The sequence below is a fragment of the Shewanella khirikhana genome, assembly GCF_003957745.1.
Classification (GTDB): Bacteria; Pseudomonadota; Gammaproteobacteria; order Enterobacterales; family Shewanellaceae; genus Shewanella; species Shewanella khirikhana.
This window is the reverse complement of sequence record NZ_CP020373.1, coordinates 4,469,753-4,488,933: the sequence shown is the minus strand read 5'-3', so window position 1 is coordinate 4,488,933 and position 19,181 is coordinate 4,469,753. Positions and strand designations below refer to the sequence as shown.

The 19,181-nt window shown below is 57.9% G+C and carries 14 protein-coding genes; 6 read left to right on the top strand and 8 right to left on the bottom strand.

The features are described from left to right. Positions 1 to 281: 281 nt before the first annotated feature. Entirely contained in the window at positions 282 to 785 is a 504-nt protein-coding gene (locus STH12_RS19830; protein WP_126169140.1) for a lactoylglutathione lyase family protein, read from the bottom strand. Between the two features lie 307 nt (positions 786 to 1,092). Here STH12_RS19830 and STH12_RS19825 point away from each other — a divergent pair, with 307 nt between their 5' ends. From STH12_RS19825 to STH12_RS19815, 3 genes are all read left to right on the top strand, one after another. Beyond that, a complete protein-coding gene (locus STH12_RS19825) occupies positions 1,093 to 2,091 on the top strand; it encodes a LysR family transcriptional regulator (RefSeq protein ID WP_126169139.1) in 999 nt (332 codons plus the stop codon). A gap of 48 nt (positions 2,092 to 2,139) precedes the next feature. After that, complete coding sequence (locus STH12_RS19820; RefSeq protein ID WP_126169138.1) at positions 2,140 to 2,844, top strand: sulfotransferase; 705 nt, start codon at positions 2,140 to 2,142, stop codon at positions 2,842 to 2,844. 205 nt (positions 2,845 to 3,049) lie between these two features. Next, positions 3,050 to 5,398: a hypothetical protein gene (locus STH12_RS19815; protein WP_126169137.1), complete on the top strand. Its 2,349-nt coding sequence runs from the start codon at positions 3,050 to 3,052 to the stop codon at positions 5,396 to 5,398. Positions 5,399 to 5,507: 109 nt separating this feature from the next. Here STH12_RS19815 and STH12_RS19810 read toward each other — a convergent pair whose 3' ends face one another. Then, entirely contained in the window at positions 5,508 to 6,281 is a 774-nt protein-coding gene (locus tag STH12_RS19810) for a LytR/AlgR family response regulator transcription factor (protein WP_126169136.1), read from the bottom strand. Then, on the bottom strand, positions 6,253 to 7,872 hold the full coding sequence (locus STH12_RS19805; RefSeq protein WP_126169135.1) for a sensor histidine kinase: 1,620 nt from the start codon (positions 7,870 to 7,872) through the stop codon (positions 6,253 to 6,255). Before STH12_RS19805 ends, STH12_RS19810 begins: the two co-directional genes overlap by 29 nt. 252 nt (positions 7,873 to 8,124) lie before the next feature. On the opposite strand from STH12_RS19805, the gene STH12_RS19800 reads away from it, so the two are divergent. Beyond that, positions 8,125 to 9,024, top strand: a complete 900-nt coding sequence (locus STH12_RS19800) for an ABC transporter ATP-binding protein (RefSeq protein ID WP_126169134.1) — start codon at positions 8,125 to 8,127, stop codon at positions 9,022 to 9,024. Beyond that, positions 9,014 to 12,322, top strand: coding sequence for a M1 family metallopeptidase (locus STH12_RS19795; RefSeq protein ID WP_164551257.1), 3,309 nt, complete (start codon positions 9,014 to 9,016; stop codon positions 12,320 to 12,322). The genes STH12_RS19800 and STH12_RS19795 overlap by 11 nt, the downstream gene beginning before the upstream one ends. Here the strand turns inward: STH12_RS19795 and STH12_RS19790 are convergent. From STH12_RS19790 to STH12_RS19770, 5 genes are all read right to left on the bottom strand, one after another. After that, a complete protein-coding gene (locus STH12_RS19790; RefSeq protein ID WP_126169132.1) occupies positions 12,282 to 13,712 on the bottom strand; it encodes an MFS transporter in 1,431 nt (476 codons plus the stop codon). The genes STH12_RS19795 and STH12_RS19790 overlap by 41 nt on opposite strands. 114 nt (positions 13,713 to 13,826) lie before the next feature. After that, positions 13,827 to 14,585, bottom strand: coding sequence for a prolipoprotein diacylglyceryl transferase (lgt, locus tag STH12_RS19785; protein WP_126169131.1), 759 nt, complete (start codon positions 14,583 to 14,585; stop codon positions 13,827 to 13,829). 82 nt (positions 14,586 to 14,667) lie between these two features. Then, the gene (locus STH12_RS19780; protein ID WP_126169130.1) at positions 14,668 to 15,732 is read right to left on the bottom strand and encodes a phosphotransferase enzyme family protein; all 1,065 of its coding nucleotides are present in this window, start codon (positions 15,730 to 15,732) and stop codon (positions 14,668 to 14,670) included. After that, positions 15,725 to 16,591, bottom strand: coding sequence for an NTP transferase domain-containing protein (locus STH12_RS19775; protein WP_126169129.1), 867 nt, complete (start codon positions 16,589 to 16,591; stop codon positions 15,725 to 15,727). Before STH12_RS19775 ends, STH12_RS19780 begins: the two co-directional genes overlap by 8 nt. Positions 16,592 to 16,669: 78 nt before the next feature. Continuing rightward, on the bottom strand, positions 16,670 to 18,283 hold the full coding sequence (locus STH12_RS19770) for a hypothetical protein (protein WP_126169128.1): 1,614 nt from the start codon (positions 18,281 to 18,283) through the stop codon (positions 16,670 to 16,672). A gap of 212 nt (positions 18,284 to 18,495) precedes the next feature. Between STH12_RS19770 and gmk the strand changes: the two genes are divergently transcribed. After that, positions 18,496 to 19,119 (top strand): guanylate kinase, encoded by a 624-nt coding sequence (gene gmk, locus STH12_RS19765; protein WP_126169127.1) that lies wholly within the window; start codon positions 18,496 to 18,498, stop codon positions 19,117 to 19,119. Positions 19,120 to 19,181 lie beyond the last annotated feature (62 nt).

Genomic DNA, 19,181 nt, shown 5'->3' with positions numbered 1-19,181 from the left:
GCCCATAGCCCCATCGAAGCCGCTTTGGCTGTTGGGCTGAGTGAAACGGGCAAGCCGAGATATGGACGTCGAGGCAGTGACCGCTGAGCTTGGAGCGAATCGGTCGCGGTGGCCGTTTTCAGCCCATAAAGCCAAAATGCTCGGCTTCGTCGGGGGCGTCCTTTGGGATGCAAGGGGCTTTGGATGAGCAAAGCCCCTTGCCCGGAGGCGGGCTGGAAGGCCGCGACCTTCCGGCCGCTGCAAGCGGCCAGTCCAGTCCAGTCCAGTCGGGACGAAAACACTCAGCCTGTATAGGCGCCACTCGAATAGTGCAGCTCATAACTGTGGCTGTAGATCTCAAGGATATTCCCGAAGGGATCTTCCATATAAATCATGCGGTAAGGCTTTTCACCCGGGTAATAGTAGCGTGGGGCCTTCATGCGCTTTTTACCGCCGGCGGCGACAATTTTCTCGGCCAGGCCTTCGACATCCGGGTCTTGCACACAGAAGTGGAAGATACCGGTTTTCCAGTATTCGAAGTTGTTTTCCGGATTCTCTTGGTTTTTGAACTCAAACAGTTCAACGCCAATGCGATCGCCGGTAGACAGGTGGGCGATGCGAAAACGCTCCCAGCCGGGGCCAAAAACATCGGTACACATTTCACCTATGGCCGAATCATCTTCCACCACGTCGGTGGGCGGCATAATGAGATACCAGCCGAGCACTTCGGTGTAAAACTTTACCGCGGCCTCAAGGTCGGGCACTGAAATACCTATGTGGGAAAAGCTGCGTGGATATGTGTTCATGGCTAACCTCGTTGTGGAAATCATCTATTTGAACAGGAGGGACAATGACTGTGGCATTGCCCGATGCACAAAGAGTACGCCTGAGATAGCCCAATGAAAAATTATCATATATTCTGATTTTAATAATTTTTTGTTATCCAAATTTCCAGCCTGCAAAACGCGGCCTATGCCGATAAAGCGGCCTAACTTTATGGTTAAGCATCAAGCGCAGCGGCGAAGCATAAAGAGCAGCGCCGAAGCATAAAGCGCAGCGGCGACTCGGCGTAAAAAGCCAAGCTGGAAATCAGACCCATTGAGAGCGGATACCATGCTTAACCCACTGTGGCTTAAGACGTTTGTCACCCTGGTCGACACCGGACACTTTACCCAGACTGCGAGCAAGCTGTTTATGACCCAGCCCGGGGTAAGCCAGCACCTGAATAAGCTCGAGCAGGCCTGTGGCCACCAGCTGCTTATTCGCAGCCGCAGCGGCATAGAGCTGACCGAAGCTGGTTCGCGGTTGTATCAATACGCCCTAGAGCAAGCCAAAGCCGAAGCGGCGCTGCTTGGCAGTTTGGATGAAGACAACCCTTACAGTGGCGTCTGTCGTCTCGCCTGCTCAGGCGCGCTGGCGCAGCTGCTCTACCCCCGGCTTTTGGCGCTGCAGGCCGAGCATCCCGCACTTAAGGTGCATGTTGAAGCGGCGCCCAATGCCCGCATCATCAATGAGGTTCAGCAGGGCGAAAAAGACCTTGGCATTATCACGGCGCCACCGCCGAGGGGACTGTTTAACGAAGCTGAGATTGGCACACAGGCGCTGTGTCTGGTGCTGCCAGCCAGTGCCAAAGTGGTTAGAGAAACCAAAGAGAAGGAAGAAAGCAGCGCCAGCACCGAGGCCAGTGACAGTGCCAGTGTAAAAGAGTCCGACCAGCCCTCTATTGCCGAGCTCAAGGCGCTCGGGCTTATCAGCCACCCGGATGCGGCCCATTATCTATCGCTGTTTTTTGCCCACAGTAAGTACGAAGGCTATCAAAATGCCTTCGCTGAAGACTTCCCGGTAAGCAGTTATATCAACCAGTTAGGGCAAATCCTGTTACCTGTATCTCTTGGGCTTGGCTTTACCGTGCTGCCGCTTTCGGTGGCTGCTGCCTTCAGCGACCAGGCAAAACTCAGGCTGTTTGTTGGCAATGAGCGGGTGTTTGAGCCGCTTTACCTTATTCACAAGCGCCAGCGGCAACTGCCCGCCCGATTTGATACCATCAGGGCGCTTATTCAGTCGGAACTTATTCAGGCGGCGCTTGCAGCAGGTACTCGCCAAGGCGACTGAAACAGGAAGCAAAAGCCAGCACAGCGCGCCCAAACCGAGCGATATTCGATGAGTCAGCCATTCAATAAAATCTTCATTATCGGCCTGCCCCGCAGCGGCACCACCAGTGTGTGTGTGGCGCTGCTCGAGGCCACGTCCAAGGCCGGGCGTGGCCTCAAGGTGGCCCACATGGCCTTTACCAAGGCGAGCTTCGAGGCAGCCGATGCGATAGCCGATGCGCCCGTGTTCAGTGACTATCAAAAGCTCGACAAACTCTATCCCGGCAGTAAGTTTGTTTACCTTGAGCGCACAATCGATAGTTGGCTGCCGTCGATGCAGCGACTGCTTGAGCGGATGCTGCCAAAGCTTAACCCGACCGCAAAAGGCGCGTTTCACCCCCAGCTGCGGCGCAGTTTTAATGAAGTGTTTGAGCTACATAAGACCTTTAATCCGCTGCCAAATACCCACTTCGACATTCTCGCCGATGCGCACCTGAGCCAGTGCTTTATAAGGCATGAGCAGCAGGTGGATGACTACTTTGCAGGACGTGACGATTTACTGAAGTTAAACCCCGCCGCGCCCGGCGCGCTGGCGGCGCTGCACCGCTTTTTGGATCTTGCCGACCTTGATGAAGATACCCCCTTCCCGCACCTGAATCAGGCAGGCAGAGTGGCCGGATTTGATGAATTCAAGCACCCGAACAAGGTACCGGCGGAGCTTTCCGGGCCCGAGCGGCGGGCCTTTTTCAGCTACGCCAGCGGCCGCAAGGGCTGAGCAGGCAAAACTGCTCCATTGTTTCACCTTTCTTCACTGATTTTTGCTGCGACCTTCGGCTGAGGTTCTACACTTGGTAAGGTTCGAAGCAGCTCAATCACACCGAGGGAGATAATCTCCCCGGGCAGGCATGCGCAGCCGGCTGAGTGCCAACAGGCACACGCTTTGAAAAACGGAAACAGCGAACAATCAGCGGAGCGAATACATGGATTTCAATAAACTACTCATTGCCGCCGCCCTTGGCTCGGTACTGACCGCCTGCGGCGGCAGCGACAACAATGATGCCCCCACTCCCCCAACACCACCCACCAGCATCACCCTGGACGGTAAAGTCGCCGATGGCTATCTGGTGGGCGCCAAGGTGTGTCTGGATCTGAACGAAAATAAAGTCTGCGATGACGGTGAGCCCAGTGCCACCACCGGGGCTGGCGGCAGTTTCTCCATTACAGACGCAACCCAGGAGCAGCTGGACACTTACCCCCTGGTGGTTGAAGTGACCGCAGGCACTGTGGATGAAGATACCGGCGAAGCCATCACTCAGGGCTATACCCTCAGCGCACCGGCAGGCTATGAGTTTGTCAGCCCACTCACCACCATGGTGCAGGGGGAAATGGATAAGGGCAGCAGCGAAGAAGAGGCCGAAGCGGCCATCAAGGCATTGCTGGGTACCGCCATCGACCTGACTCAGGATTATGTAGCCGCCCAGAATGACGACAGCCTCAGCGACGAGCAAAAAGCCGAATACGAGCAACTGCATCAGGTGGCACAGGTCACGGCCAGAGTGATAGCCAACAATCTGGCGCAGATCCAGGCCGCCGCTGATGCTGCGGGCATTTCGGCTGACGACCTGATTGCGCTGATTGTGGACACTGTGGTTGATGCACTGGAAACCATAGTGGCTCAGGTAGAAGCAGCCGGGGACGATTTTGACCCCGACGCCATTGCCGGTTCAGACGAAGTGGAAAATGAGGCATCGGTCTCCGAAGATAACCTCGAAGAGCAAGTCGAAGTGCTGAACGCCGAAGCCAACGCGGCAGCGGCCAATCTGGTCGCCGAAGTCAGCGGAGACGGTATCTTCTGGTTTGATGGCGACTATGATGTTGATGGCCTGTGGCTCGAGTACGGCCATGTAAAATACGATGCCGCCAACCAGAGCACCACCGAAGTGTTTTACGAGTTGGTCAACGGTGAGTTTGTGGCCCACAGCAGCGACGAGTTTGACACAGACGATTTCATTTTAACGGACACAGGTTGGCAGGCCACCACAGATGAGTTTGTGATCACCGCACTCAATGAAGATGGCACCATCACCCTGAGCCACCCGGATTTTCCCCAGCTGGCCGAAACGCTAAGCGCCACCGAATACGCCCTCAGTGGCCTCAATATCAAGGTGTTACTGGCCAAGCAAGATAACACCTGGCCTTGGCATAAGGTAATGCCTGCCGACGCCAGCTTCAGCGAAGGGGCCAAAGCCTTTGCCATTGAAGCCAAGACCTCCAGCGACCAATACCGGCTTTACTATTGGGACGACTGCGGCGAAGGCGACATGGTGGGCGGATACTGCAACAGTGTCTGGTCACGTATGGCAGGCGGCAGTGAGGGCCCGGCCACCAGCCTGAGCAGCCTTATCTCTGCCACCGCCTCCGATGGCACCCTGGCCAACCTGGTTGGGCCATATGTAGCCTGGCACGGCGACACACAAATCCTTGCCGAATTGATTGAAGGCGGCATGGTGAAGTATCACAAGGTGTATTGGGGCCAGAGCAGCACCGGCGAGGCCGAGCAATCGGTCATGTTGTATGCCACTGGCGAGTGGCGTCAGGTGACTGAGGCAGGCCAGACCCTGGTGCTGATGCAGCTGCCTGACGATGTCAGACGCTTTGGTGAGCACGAGGATGATGGTGAGCTACTGCTGGCGGTTTATCAGGGCGCGGTGCGGCGGGGCGAATTTATCCCGGCAGGCAGCGGCGATGACGATGAAGTGATCTTTAATCTGACGGCGAAAAACGACATTCTCACCAAGCTGGATTTAAGCCTGATGTCCGGCTCCGGCGGTGAAGAGCCTCAGACCAGCTTCGTATGTGAAACCGGCGACTCCGAATGGGACGACAGCAGCGATAGTCCTGTTACCGCCACCCTCAAGTCACTGACCCAGTACCGCGCATTGGTGAGCGAGTGCCGCAGCGGTATGGACGCCATGGCATTCACCAGCGAGATGTTGGTGGGCTTCCAGTTCAAAGAGTATGACTCTGATGGCGGCGTTGAAACCCTGATAGTGTTCACGAGTGACGGAGGCAACTTTACCGATTATCACGAAGACCCGGTAGAGACCACGGATTTCACATGGAGCATCAACGATATGGGCGAAGTGGTTGTGGAAGTTGCCGACGATAATGGCGGTGTGGCAATGCGTGCCTACCTGAGCATTGTCGGCAAAGACGGCGACTACCATTCCATTAAAGGCTACAGCGAAGAAGCCGAGTGGTCGCAAATGGATGGCAGCGCCGGTGAAGTATGGAGCAGCAAGTGGCAGCGCATGGCTCAGGCCAACTAGCGAACCAGCCCAGACGCCACCTAAGTTGATTCACTGATAGAAGCACCAGTCATTAGAAGCACTAGTCATCAAAAGCCCGGCAGCGCCGGGCTTTTGTTATGGGTTTCACTCACCCGAACCACGCCCCTTGCAAGGCCTGACGGTAAGCCTGCCCCAGCTTAAGCTGCACCCCGGATTTGAGGCTGAGGCGCTGGCTGCCTCGGGCAGCAACCTGAGCCAGATTGACCACGAAGGACTTGTGGATCTGCACAAACTGCCCCGCCGGCAGCCGCTGCTGAAATTGCTTCAGGGTACTCGCGGTGAGCAGACACTGATCGCCAAGCCAGATCTTGACGAAATTGCCATAGGCCTCAAGGTAGTGGATATCAGCAATCATCAGCTTGCGATCTTCCCGATCGACCCTCACCAGCAGGCTGGCGGACGCCTCCGCCAGGGTCTCGGCGCCAGACCTTGGTGCCTGTGAGAGTACAGGCGATGGCATGGGCTCTTGCGAGGGCTCTTGCGAGGGCGCCTGTAAAGCAGCTGCGGCGCGTCGGCGCACCTTGTCCAGCGCTTCGGCAAAGCGGGCCGCCCCCACGGGTTTTTGCAGATAGTCGGTCACATCCAGAGCAAAGCCCTCCAGCGCATAGTCGCTGTAGGCGCTGACGATTATCACCTGGGGCCGGTTTGCCAGCACCTTGAGCAGCGCCATGCCGCTGAGCACCGGCATCTGAATATCGACAAACAGCAAATCGACCGGATTGTCGGCCAAAAAGGCCAGCGCCTCGGCGGCGTTGTAACAGCTGCGAAGCACTTCGATGTCGCCGTGCCCGGCCAGATGGTGCCTAAGCACCTCATGGGCGAGCGGTTCATCGTCAATCAGCAGGGCGCGAAGCTTGGCCAAGTTCTATCTCCAGTTGTGCATGCCAGTGGTCGTCACGGCGCTCACTTGTCAGCTTGTGCCCATCAGGGTAAAGCAGCGCCAGGCGGCGACTGAGGTTTGTCAGCCCAAGTCCACCGCCTTCGGCCAGGGGTTGCGCCGCCGCAATGGTATGTTTTTCGGCGCCCTCGCTGGGCTCTGTAGGCGGCAGTGAGTTATCACAACGAAAACAGAGTTTGCCATTCTGCTGCCAAAACCCAAGCTTAAGCCACCCCTGGTGCTGACTGGGTTCCAATCCGTGCTTAAAGGCATTTTCCACCAGCACGATAAACAGCAGCGGCGCCAGCCTGAGCTGTACCAGGGCCGCATCCGGCCAGTCACAGTCGATGGACAGCCGCGCCCCCTGACGGATTTGCTGCAGCGCCAGATAGTCCTTGAGACAGGCCACCTCTTCGCTCAGAGAAACCTCTGGCTGCTGCCCCCGGTAGACGCTGTAACGCAAAAGGCCCGCAAGCTGCAAAATGCGCTCAGGCGCGTCTTCGGTCTTCATCAGGGTGAGGGCGTAGAGGCTGTTGAGGGTGTTGAACAAAAAGTGCGGATTTATCTGCTGCTGCAGCAGTTGCAGTTCGGTCTGGGCTTGCTGCTGGGCAATGGCCGCCAGTCTGGATGCCTGCTGCTGACGCTCGAAGGCCAAAATAATGGGGGTGGACACCAGCCACACCACAAACATAAAGCGGTAGTTATGGGCATCGAAGGGATTGTTGTTGCCACCGGGCACGAGAAGCGCCACATCCTGCGGTAACGCGTTTATCGGCAGGGCGATAACCATGGCCGCCAATAGCGGCGTCAGTAGCATCAGCGCCAGCAGCGACACCACCACAAAGCAGGCCAGCCCAAAACGGCTAAGGCACTGGCGAATAAGCAAATAACGATTGAGCCAATAAAAGAAGAACATCAGCAGCGCCATCACACAAAACTGCCAGGCATAGGAGCCCAGGCGGCCAAGGTGTTCCAGCTGACTGCCAAGATCCAGCACCAGTTTGATTGGCTGGTTCATCATGGGGTCATCGATACTGTTAAATACCCCGGCCAGCAATATTGCCCAGCCCAGCAGCCCGGCAAGCACCATGGCATCCAGACTCAGCAGCCAGGGCAAGCTCTTGCCCCTACCCGAGTAGCGTCCTTTAACAAATTCCAGCAACCACCATAGCAGAGCGGCGGCCATCACCATGCCAAGCCCTTCAGCACTGCTGTGGGCACCGTCCGCAGTCAGCACGCTTGCAGGCGTGAATAACAGTGCCAGCAGCGGATACACCACCAAGCCAGTCAGCGCCAGGGTCATCACGACCCAACCCCGGCTATCACGCATATGGCGTCTGTGCAGGTAAAGCTGCCTGCCCAAAAGATACTGCCCAAGCAACATGGGAGACGCCAGCAGCAAGGCCGCCAAGATACCGCTCAAATAGGCCTCGCACTTGGCTGCTGCAGGCAAAATAAGCGCACTGCTATGGGCAAGATACACGCACACCAGCAGCAGTGGCAGCAGGGATACCAGTGGCATCCAGCGCCTGTCGTTCCCCTGGCTTTGCCCCCCGCTCAAGGCTCCCTGCTCCATTCTCAGTTCCCCGTTGCAGTCCCTTTGCCTCCGTGGAGGCGATTTCAGCTGATTGATATTCACAGCATGCCAATTCTGCGCCTTTGCGGGGCCGCAAGATGACGAAACTGTGCTTTTTCGTGACCAAGAGCCACAGCCGCCTTTGATCAGCAATTTGGCCACCTTATCACCATTATCGGCGGCTCAGCACGATTTTATGGCGGGGAAAAATCCCGGGGGCAAGCTTAGCCAAAACGCCAGAAGGAGCGCGTCATGTTGACACTCAAACACATTTCAAAAACCTATGCCGACGGCACCCGGGCACTGGATCGGGTGTCGCTCACGCTGCCCACGGGCATGACTGGCCTGCTGGGCACCAACGGTGCCGGCAAGTCCACTTTGCTGCGCACCCTGGCGGGCATACAGGCTCCCGACAGCGGCGAGCTTAAGTTTATGGGGCTGGACGTGCTCAAGGCCCCCGACGTGCTGCGCCAACGCCTCGGTTATCTGCCCCAGAGTTTTGGGGTTTACCCCCATATGAGCTGCAGGGCACTGCTCTTGTATCTGGCGAGTCTCAAGGGCCTGACTAAGGCCGATGCCCTCGACCAAATAGAGCGACTGCTGGCACTCACCCACCTGACGGCCTTCGCCAACAAGGCTGTCAGCAGTTTTTCCGGTGGCATGCGCCAGCGCTTTGGCATCGCCCAGGCGCTGCTGGGCCAGCCGCAGCTGTTGATCCTCGATGAGCCCACCGCCGGACTGGACCCCACAGAGCGAGAGCATCTTAACCGGGTACTGATTAGCCTCAGCGAAGCGCGGCTGGTGCTGCTGTCGACCCATATTGTGGAAGACATAGAAAACCTCTGCCACAGGGTGGCGCTGATGCACAGGGGGCGCGTGGTGGATTTTGGCACTGTGGCCGAACTGGTCGCCCCCATGGCGGGTAAGGTGTGGCTGTGCCCCGACACGACCGGCCTGGCCCCGAATACCCGGGTGCTGAGCCATCATTTCCACCATGGCCGGGTGTCGCTGCGACTGTGCTGCGATAGTCAGCCGCATCCGCAGGCTCGGCCGCAGCAGGCAAACCTGCAGGACAGGTACTTTTTCGAGACCCGCCCGGACATGGGCAGTGCGAATGCCGCAGGACAAATGGAGGTGGCAGATGGTCGCTGAACCACAAAACTCCCTGACGCTGCATAAAGGCATGCTCAACGAGTGGCGATTCATCCGTTGCCAGCCACTGTTCTGGATAAGCAGCCTTGGCGCACTCGGTTTTGCCACTGTGCTGAGTCAGGGACTGTATCTTGCCGATGCCGCGCCAGTGGCAGTGGCAGGTCTGCAATTACAACTGATGACGCTGCAACTGCTTATCATGCCTGCATTGGTCGCGGCACTGGCACCGCTGCAACTCTTGAGCGGCAGCACCTATCGGCTCAATGAGCTGCTTGCCGCCACCCACACCAGTGACAAGCAGCTGCGACAATCACAGCTCAGTTTATTGTTTTTGATGTGTTTTGTGCTGATGCTACTGGCGGGTGTGCCTGCACTGCTGAGCTCACTCAGCCCTGGCCTGCCTGGCTCGGCCCCGGGAGAGCTGCTGCAGGCCTTCATCGGCAACACTCTATTGTATCTGCTGCCCAACCTGCTGCTGTGGCTCGGCGCCGCGCTGCTGCTTTGCCGGCTCGGAAGTGGTGTCACCCTGTATGTGGTGCTTTTCTGCGCCATGATGGCCTACCTCTACCTGTGCAGTTTGGTCGGCTCACCCATTCTGGCTGGCAGCCATGTGGTCAGCGAGACGTTTTACCAACTGATGCTGTGGTTAGACCCGATGAACTTTACCGCCCTGACCCATTCTCTGGCGCTGGATGGCAATACAAACACAGGCCTGACCAATTCATCGACCATCTTCAACCGCGTGCTTACCCTGCTCTTGGCTGGGCTGATGTTCTGGCTTGGCATGCGCCCCCTACCGGCCCACACCCAGGGCAACGCCTTATCGGTCGACCCCGATGCCAACGCGCCCCCATCCACCCGTGCCACATGGGCCAACCTCTGGTCCCGACGGATAAAGTCCATAGCCGCAACCCGGTTTAACTCCGGTTTTTTTGGACAGGCGCTGGGCAGCGCACTCGCAGACAGACTCAATCAGCTGTTGGTGCTGGTGTGGCTGCTGGTTTGTGCTAACGAAGTCGCCAGCGGCCTCGATGTTGCCGAACCCATGGCGCGACTGCTGGAACCCGGCAGTATCCAGGCATTGAATCGCATCATGTTCGACCTGGTGCCGGTTGGAGGCTGCTTACTCCTGTCGCTGCTGGGCTGGCAGATAGTCAGCCGCGGCCAACGATTGGGGATGGCTGAGCTGATTGCCGCCAAGTCCTGGCACAATCGCGATCTGCTGCTGGCCCAGTGGCTGGCACTGTCGACCCTGGCCGCCCTGCTGGTTGGCTCGGCCATACTGGTGACCATGGCGGTGCAACTCCTGATGGACAGCCCCATCAGCGCCGCGCCCTATGTGTTGACCGGCGCCGTCCGCTGGCTTGGTCTTGCGCTCTGGGGCGGCTGGGTTCTGGGGATTTGCCACCTGCTGCGCTCGCCGCAGGCCGCTGCGGGCTCGCTGCTACTGCTGCTTATCGTCAAATACAGCCCGCTGATGGCGGCACTTGGCCTGTCTCATCCACTGTGGAATATCACCAATATTCCGCTGCAACAGGGCGATGATTTCTGGGGGTATGCCGCGAGCAGCCAGACCATAGTCCCCTACGGTCTGCTGTGGCTAATGCTGACGTTATGCCTGCTGAGGGTAGCCGTAACAGTGAGTCACAGGGGCACGGGGATCCGGCCACCGGCGAGCCGTCTGCCCATAGCGCACGCCGCGTGGTTGGCACTACTGTGTCTGGGGAGCCTGATGTTAAGCCACAGCCAAATCGTGGCCGAGAAGCCGCTGATTAACCGCGACCAAGCCGCGGCCTGGCGCGCCGACTATGAACGCCAGTATGGATTTTTTGCCGATGAGCCCTCACTGGTCGTGACCCATCTGGATGCTCAGGTACGCTTTTTCCCCACCGAGGGCCGGGCGGACATCGAGTTGCTGTATCGGCTGCATAATCCCCATCCACATTCAGTCGCCACCCTGCTGATCGGTCGCTACGGTAACTTTCGGGGGGAAACCATCGAGGTGGATGATGCCGATCTTGAGTACCACGACACCTGCCTCGGACAGCGGCTTTATCGCTGGCACAAGGCGCTCAGGCCCGGCGAAGAACGGCAGTTCCGGGCACGTATTGAGGTTAAGCAGCCGCAGTGGTGGCCACTGAGTGAACATCAGCTGGTAAGCGAGGGCTTCAGTTACCTGCGCAGCCAACCCCTGATCCCCGTGGTGGGATATCAGCATCAGTGGCAGCTGCAGGAACTGAAGGAGCGCCGCGAACACGGCCTGTCAGACACGCCGCCACAAGGCCCAGACGGCTACGACTGGATAACCGTCAGCAGCACAATCAGCACTCCCGTCAGCCACTACCCGCTGACGCAGGGACAGGTTACAACGGATTCGCTGACAGACGACTTGCGCAGCATAGGTTACGAGACCCAGACGCCCATCCGGGATCTCCCGGCCTGGCTTGCCCTGTCATCCCAAAGGCACGTCAAGATGGCGGGCGCAATGACAGGCAAAGCAGCGGGCGCAATGACGGGGAAAGTGACGCTGCAGATTTTTGCAGCCACTACCGATGCCGACACTCTGGCGCTGCACTTCGATGCGATGACCGACACCCTGAACTGGTTTGAAGCCCATATCAAACCTTATCCGCACCCCGACTTGAGTCTGGTCACCATGCCAGAGCTGGGTGGCAGTGGTTATGCCCTGCCACAGATAGCGCTGCTGAGCGACAAACTGGCTTTTCGGGCCATGCCAAGCGCCGATGCGCTTTTCGATCAGCGCTACCGCCGCGCAGTGCATGAAACCGCCCACCAATGGTTTGGCCACGATCTGGGTAATGGCAGCGACGAGCAGAGCGTCTTTTTGGTGGAATCCCTGACCAAATATCTTGAATTGGTACTGATTGAACAGCGCTACGGCACAAAAGCCATGGAGGCCTTGGTTGACTATGAACGCCAGAGGTTCACAGATGCCGAGCGCAGCGACATGGGAAAGGAACCAGGTTTTATCTACGCCCGCAGCGCCCACCAGCAATACTCGGGCGCGACCCTCGTATTTGCCACCCTGAGGGCGACCCTGGGTGATAGACCAATCATCGCGGCGCTTCGCTCCCTGTGGCAGCAGCATGCCTACCCCGGCACACCCGCTCGGGCGCAGGACTTTGTCACCGCGCTCAAGCTGCAAAGCCCTGAGCATAGTGCCTTGATAGACGAGCTGTTACTGACCCCGGGAGCGCTTAGGTCTTTCGTGGCCAAAGACGGATCTGGGACCAAGCTCAGTCCGAACGCTCATCGCGGCGCTTTCGCACCACGGTGAGGAAGTCCAGCGCTACGCCGCTGATGGCATTAAAGCCGCGGATGCGAAACACCAGCCGCAGCAGATCTGGCCTTGGCCGCAGCTTGGGCTCTACCGACCGGGGAATAAACCAGAGGGTGACCAGGGTGCGCAGCACGGTGGACACCAAAAACACCACAAAAATGGGGCTGCCAAGCTGCCAGCCACTGAAATCCAGCAGCGCCTGGGCATGGGTGGCGATCAAGCCGCCCACCATGGCGCCCACAAACACCAGCGCCGCACTGAGGGCCGATTGCACCGCGGCGTAGGTGGCAAAGTCGGAACGAAACGGCCTTATGTCGTACAGGTAGTTGGCGGTGCTTAAGGTAAAGCCGCTCCATGCAAAGCCGGAAAAGGCCTGAATCGCCAAAATATACAGGTAGTTATCTGAGAACAACCACAGCAGTGGCAGGCTGGGAATCAGGCTGGAGGTGATGATCATCACCAGCCGGTTGCCGTAGAGATCGCTGAAACGCCCCCAAAATCTTAAGGTCACAAACTGGGTCACAATGGATGCCACGCTGGCAATCACAAACTCGAGATAGCTGAAGTGCAGCCCCTCCAGCATATACACCGCAAAGAAGGGCGCCGAAATGGCCACCATGGCCTGCATGCCCGCCACAAACAGGCTGTATTGGCGGAAAGTGGCATCCTTCCAGGCTTCACGAAAGTGTCTGATGGTACGCACAAACACCCCGGGGCTGCGGGTTTCCATCGGTTCGGGGTCGTGCATCTGCCACAACAGCCAGGCCGACACCCAGCGCCCTATGGCAGCAATGGAAAACAACAAGCAGAAACCAAGCCAGGCCATGCCCGCGCTGTCGCACAGACTCAGGATCCCGCCACCGAGGAAGAACACAGTTAGCGAAGCCCCCATGGTCAGCCGGGTGCGGGCCGCAAAGAAGGCGCCCCGTCGACGTGGCGGTACCACAGCGCCCATCCAGGCACGCCAGTGGGGCTGAATAAGATTGATAAAACCGTGATACAGCGCCGCCAGCGTGATAAAGAGCCATACCCCGTGTTCCGGGCGAAAGGCCGCCAGTGCGCCCATGGCCAGAACAACCAGCGCCTGCAAGACCGCGCACACGGTGATAAAGGCCTTGCGGGCAAAATGGCTGGCAAGCCACACCGACAACAGCTGCGACACGGCGCCAAACAATTGCGGCAAACCGCTGACCCAGGCCATCTGCCCCAGGGTCGCGCCTAAAAATATCGCAAAAGCATTGAAGAAATTGTCAGAGGTGGCCGTCATGGCCGATGAGGCAACCGCCTCTTGCTGGGAGCGTTTTAAGGTCTGTCTGAGCCAGCGGCAGCGCTCGCTGCGACGTCCACAGGCGCTGGCGGTTTGTTCATCGGGAATGGGCACAGACATGGGTTCGGCGCGGTTGCTGGGAAACTGAAGTTGCCGAAATTATGGCCAAGGGCGCCTGCAAGCGCAATTGGCCAATTAACAAAAACTTGCTGGGAAGCTGATAAGACAGGCGTACTAGCGGCGCGCCGGACGCAGCCACAGCCAGATACCCACCAGAATAAAGGGCACGCTGAGGATTTGCCCCACCGTCAGCGGCAGCGACGGGATGTAGCTGGCCTGCTCGGGCTTAACCAGCTCCACCAGCATGCGGATAACAAACACCCCCACCAGGAAGGCGCCGAACAGACGGCCCTGCACTGCCAGCAAACCACGGCGCAATTGCCACAGCACAAGCGCCAGCAGCAGATAACCCATGGCTTCGTACAGCTGCGCCGGGTGCCTTGGCAGCATATCGACCCGCTGGAAAATCACCGACCACGGGCCTTCGGTGACCTTGCCGTAGATCTCAGAATTCATGAGATTACCCAGGCGCACACACACCGCAAATACCAGGGTGGGCAAGGCAAGATAGTCGAGCAAGTACATAAGGTTAAGCTTGTTGCGCTTGGCAACCCACATCACCCCCAGAATGGCACCCAGACCGCCGCCGTGACTGGCAAGACCGCCCTTCCAAATGTAAAGAATTTCAAGAGGATGGGAGAGATAGAAGTCCGGCTCATAGGCCAGGCAGTGCATCAGGCGCGCACCGACAATGATGCCGATAAACACCGGGAAAAACAGCTCGTCCACCAGCCCCACATTTTGCTGTGACTCACCCAGCATCCGCTTGAGCAGGGCAGCTCCGCCCCAGATCCCACAGGCAAACAGCAGCCCGTACCAGTGCAGACTGATGCTGCCGAATTGAAACAGTATGGGGTCGATGTTCCAGGTCATAGCTGTGGCTCTCTTGTCGTTAGGCGAACGTCAGGACAGGAAAACACCGCCTGCGTTAGCTACGCCAGGCGGTGCGGCCCTCTTAGAAAATACAGGCTTTGAGGCGGTCGGCCTGGCTGAGCAAACTTTGGTACAGGGTAAACTGATTCGCGGCGCGATCCAGGTTGTGCCCTTCACGATGTACATGGAAATACACATCGCCATTGAGGTGATCGGTCAGGAAACGAATGCCAATCATCAAACACATGATCCGGGCGCCAAGCCACAGACTTTCGCGCTCGGCCGCCTCCAATACATCCCCCAGCTCGGCCAGGTAACCACGACAGATAGCGGCGAAGATTTCCGGCCGCACCTGCACACGCTCAAGCTCGGTGCTGTCTTCGGCCTCCGGGGAGGTAAAGGTACGCACCATGTCGCCAAAATCATACATCAGGTGCCCCTTCATGCAGGTATCCAGATCTATGATGGCCATGGCGGAGTCGTCACGCTTATCAAAAAGCATGTTATTGATTTTGGTGTCGTTATGGCAAACACGCAGTGGCAGCTTTGGCTCGAGTTCAGCCAGTTCTGCCAGCAAATTCTGCTGACTCAGGGCGAAATCCACCCACTGACGGCAACCATCGAGGCGGCCGGCTTTATCGTCAGCCACCGCTTTTTGCAGCGCCGCCATACGGCCGGGCAGGAAGTGGAACTTGGGGATCACATCGCCGATGCGGGTGGCATCGAAATCACACAGGGCGCGGGCAAAATGGCCAAAGGCCTGGGCGGCCTGCTCGGCCTGAGCCTCGCTGCCAACCACATCTATGCTGCTGGAATGTTTTAGGTAGCGGATGGCACGCCAGAAACCGGCATCACCCAGATCGATCCCCAGCTCACCTTCGGCGGTGGTTTTGGGGCTCACCACTTTCAGGCCATAGTCGTTACCGGCTTTTTCGCCCAGGTGTTGGCTGATAAGTTCGGCGTTTTCCACCAGCGTCCAGGGGGTGGTAAACACTGTGGTGTTGAGGCGTTGCAGCACCATGCTGCCATCATCCCAACTCACCAAAAAGGTGTCGTTAATGTGCCCGTTACCCAAGGGAGAAACCTTGGCAGCATCGCCTTCCAATCCATAGTGAGGCAGAACCCGCTGCCGGATAAGTTCAATCACGCAATAACTCCATCAATCTTGTTCTGACCCGGGGGGCGTCCTCGGCATAGGTGACTCCCAGCCATTCTCCCCGGGCGGTTTCTACCCGAACCTTTTGTCCCTGCTCGATACAGGCTTGCACCACATCGGGAAGATAACATTCCTGCCGGGCAGATGGCGATGCAAAAAGGAAGGATATTAGCGCCTGTTGCAACACTTTGACAACGCTGTCATCAAATCCCCACAGGGTCATGGAAACCAGTGCCCCGGCATCGAGCGGCCTGATGTCGCCATTATGGCTGCCACAAAGCCCACTATCTGTTTGCTTAATATCGATAAATTCTTCGACCCGCTGCAACAGCCCTTGCTGAACCTCGCAGATACCACGGTTGACGCCACCGTGCTCAGACAGGGTCGCTGACAGCGGATACGCCACCATCAGCCAACCGCCCTGCTTAAGCCCCTGCGCCATGGTGACAAGGGCATGGTCACCGTAAAAGTCATCGGCGGTGATTACCGCAAAGGGGCCATTGAGGTGCTCGCGGGCGCAGTAAAGTGCATGGGCTGTGCCCCAGGGCTTTTGCCGCCCTGTGAGCAGACCTGGAATAGAGCCGGCATCTACCGGCAAATCGTCGGGACGCTGATGACAAAAGGCAAGGGGGAACTCAGCCGGCAAAGACCTGGCCAGACGTGCCCCGAGCACGGCTTCGAGTTCGGGGCGGATCACCAATACGGCGCGGCCAAACCCGGCACGGATAGCACTTTGCAGCGACAGCTCCAGCATGGTCTCGCCATGGGGGCCAAGCTCTGCCAGCTGCTTGTCGCCGCCGAAACGACTGCCAAGTCCCGCCGCCAGGATAACCAAAGTCAGTTCTGCCATACCTGCCTGTTTACCGCTATTAACCACAAGAAGCCCGAGAGTTTACTGCATCGCCATTTGCTTGAGCCAGCACAAATGTCAGAGTGCCAAAAGACCGGCAAAACGTGGATTGCCTTCAATCAGCGCCTGACTGCCCTTCAAACTGAACCCCTGGCCGCACAGCTGCACGTTCCCCCTCAGGGCAATGTCACGCACAATCGCCTGGGTATCCAGCGGTGAAAATCGTGCTTCCCGCATACTGCCTTTGGCGCTGACCTCCAGTGGCCGGTAGCGATTACCATTGTTAAACAGCAAGCTGGCACAGTGCCGCTCACCTTCGCCGCTGGCCAGCGACCATATCAGCCCTCGGCCTGGGGAGCCTGCATCCCAGCTCAGTACCAGCACCGCTTCATCAAGGTTTAACCCCAGCCCCGAAGGCAACTCCGTCCGCCCTGCACTGCTGTCACGGGGGGCTGCGCCGTTTGCCGCCGTATCCGCACCTGGCTCATCCACACCGATGCGCATGCTGATGGCGGTAACCGCGCTGATAAGAAGCAGCGCCGCAGCGCCGGATAAGTAAAAGCGCCACCAACGTTTCAGATGGAAATAGATGGCTTCCATCAACACTTCCAGCGAGCCTTCACCATTGAAGGCATCGCTCCAGGTGCGGGGAGGCCTTGCCTGGGTTGCAGCCTCAGTGGCGGCCTGAGTATCGGCTTCGTCCTGGTTCAATCCCGGATGGCTCTGGCGCTCATCATCCAGATAACCGCTGCGCTCAACCATCAGGGTGTCTGTGCCCTGGGTGAAATAGTCGGCCCTGTCATTTGGAGTAAGCCTGTCCCTCTGGGTAAACCTGTGCCACACAGGTCCTTCCTCATCGGCAGCTGCCCGCTGGGATTGCGAATTTTGGGAGGCGTGAGCGATGTCCTGCTCGTCTGGGCCCGTCTCCGCTGTACCTGAAAAATCCTGGTTCGCTGTACCTGAAAAACCCGGCTTCGCTGGGCGTGAGAACTCATGCTGACCCGCGCCATGCTGTTCAAGCCGCGCAGCAGGCACCGTATCCGGCGCGTCAAAGTCGTCATTCAGGGTGCTGCGCTGGCCATACCTTGAATATTCCTCATCGCCATGGCTGCTGCCATAAAGGTTTTCATGATGCGCAGAATCGATTGCCTGAGCGCTATTTTGAGCATCCGCCTCATCGCCGCGTCCAAAGCCGCTCTCGTGGCTGTCAAAAGCGTGGGCATCGGATGCAGAAGCCTGATGGGTAAAAGCTGGCTCATCGCCTCCAAGCGTTGGCTCACGCCGAGGTGGTAAAGGGGTTTTGGCTGGCATATCCGGGTGCCAGTAGCCGTCCTGATATTCCTTAACCGGTTTGGCGGGCAGCACGCTGATAAGCAACGTCAGCGCCAGCCCTATGGCAAAGCAAATCAGCCCCAGTGCAGCGTTGCCCACCATGACCAGCACCAGCAGCCACAGGGGATACGGCACCAGAGCAGCCACCAGATAGCCCCTGGGTCTGTGGGCATCACGGCAACGGCGCACAAGCGACAGTGCGAACAGGAGTCCCAGAGCAATGCCCGGCCCCCACAAATAATGTCCACTGCCAAAAAGCAAGGCAATAAGACCACTGCCGCCGTAGGCTATCAGCCCCAGCGCACCGGTTCGTACACCCTGATCACATCCTTCAATGCTGAAAAAACTGCGTAATTGCAAAAGGCACTCCAAAAAAGTCAGCCGGCATCTCGCTGCGGCAAGGGACAAGGCCACAGCCCGCTTGGGCAGCCTATCCAATTTTCAGCGAATTGTCAGCGGCCTTCTCTGTCGCTGGCGCAGCGGGTGGCAGACAGAATATAATGTCAGGCTTAGTCCTTGTTTTTGAGGACAGGCCCCGAGCCTGTCCTCACAGCCCAGCAAAAGGCCAATCGATGAGCACACGTGGAAACCTCTTTATTGTTTCGGCACCCAGCGGCGCCGGTAAGTCATCGCTGATTTCAGCTCTGCTGAAAGATAAACCCGCCGACATGCAGGTGTCTGTTTCCCACACCACCCGCCAGCCACGTCCCGGCGAAGAAAACGGTGTGCACTACCACTTTGTCAGCGTGGATGAGTTTAAAGCGCTTATCGAGCAGAATGCCTTTTTCGAGTGGGCAGAAGTATTTGGCAACTTTTATGGCACCTCGCGCCTGACCGTGGAAGAAACCCTGGAGCGGGGTATCGACGTGTTTTTGGACATCGACTGGCAGGGCGCCCTGCAGGTGAAGAAACTGATGCCGGAAGCCATTGGGGTATTTATTCTGCCGCCAAGTCGTGAAGAGCTGGAACGTCGCCTCGTTGGCCGTGGTCAGGACAGCGCCGAAGTCATTGCCTCACGCATGGCACAGGCGGTGTCGGAAATGTCCCATTACCAAGAATATGAGTATGTTATTGTGAATGATAACTTTGATGAGGCACTGGCCGATTTGAGGGCAATCATCCGCGCCGGGCGCTTAAGCTGCGCTGGTCAAGCCCGCACCCACGGTGATATGCTTAAGGGTCTGTTGGCAGACTGACTGCCTTAGTGTACACTTTTGCGTCATTTTTTCATTGTCCCGGCGCTTTTGCCGGATAATTT